We start from the raw sequence: 1314 nt of genomic DNA on the forward strand, positions 1-1314 counted from the left end.
CCCGGTGGCCGGGATGGTCACCGAGGTGATGTCCTGGACTCCGGTGAGCGCTCCTGCTGCCAGAAGCAGCGCTCCGGCGAGGGCGGCGATGCCGATCGTCGTTTCGTTGGTGTTGTTCGCGGCCGGTGTTCCTGTAACACCGGTATCCGCCCCGCCGGTGGGCATTTGTCCCATCTGGGTGGAGCCGAAGTTGTGGGTATCCAACCAGGCGGAGACCTCGGCTGAGAACTGGTCCTTGGTGTTGTGAAGGGTCAGGGCGTGCCCGGTGGCCGGGATGGTCACCGAGGTGATGTCCTGGACTCCGGTGAGCAGTGCGGCCTGTTCCTCGGCCTGGATGGGGTAGATGGCGTCCTGGCCGCCGATGAGGACCAGGGTGGGTGTGGTGATTGATCCGATGTTGGCCTTGTTGGTGTCTACCGCTGCCTTGTAGGAGGTGATGTCGCCGCAGGGGTCCATGTTGCGCATCGCGGCCGTGGTATCCACCACTGCTGGTTCGGCGTTGTCGGTGAAGAAGTGGGCTTTGATGAACATCTCCGGGGTGTCCGCGCCGAAGTAGACGTACCCGGGTGAGCCGGGGTCACCTTCGGAGAGCCCTCCACCAGCCTCGCAGGCAGCGATTGCCGTTTCCAGGGCACCCATCGCGGCGGGAGAGACGGTGGTGTCGGAGTAGGACAGGACCATCAAGCCGTCGATGTCCCCGAAACTATAGGCCGCGGCTTGGGCAATGATCCCTCCGACGGAGTGCCCGGCAAGGACCACCTCCTCGAAGGCTGGGGCGCTTTCTGCGGTGTCGCCGGCCTGGTAGTCGCCGCTGCGCAGCTGGGTGACGATCTGGTGGGCGATATCCGCGCGGGATCCGAAGCAGATGCCGGTTCCCTCGGGCTTGTCGGAGGAGTCATAGCCAAGCCGGTCGACCGTGACGGTCACGTGTCCTGCTGCGGCTTGCTTCTGGGCGAAGTTGTAGCCGGGCTGTTCGGTGTAGTTTCCGAAGAACTCACCGTAGCTGAGCCCGTGCAGGAGAAGGGTCACGGCCTGCGGGTCCTCCAGTGCGTCCTGAGGTCCGGTGATACTGCCGCGGACGGTGTAGGTTTCCCCGTCGGCTTCGCAGGGGATTTTGCTGCGGTTGAGGTTCTGGACTTCGAAACTCACTTCCCGCTGCACGGTCTGCGACCCATCCGCCGAGCCAGCACCCGCGGCCGGCTGAGCGGCCTGTGTAAGGGGTGCTGTGCCGAGAAGCAGCAGGGGGGTCAGGGCGAGTCCGGTCAGGAGGGATTTGTACTGCTGAAACATGGCAACCTTTCACACGCCGCAGTC

Annotated in this window: 1 protein-coding gene; it reads right to left on the minus strand. The window is 64.5% G+C overall.

What is annotated here, in order from left to right:
- Positions 1 to 1290, minus strand: a 1290-nt coding sequence (locus Y705_RS16975) for an alpha/beta hydrolase (protein ID WP_049822193.1), incomplete at its 3' end; no start/stop codon positions are given.
- Positions 1291 to 1314 lie beyond the last annotated feature (24 nt).

It is taken from the genome of Arthrobacter sp. H41 (assembly GCF_000520535.1).
In the GTDB taxonomy this organism is placed as follows: Bacteria; Actinomycetota; Actinomycetes; order Actinomycetales; family Micrococcaceae; genus Arthrobacter_D.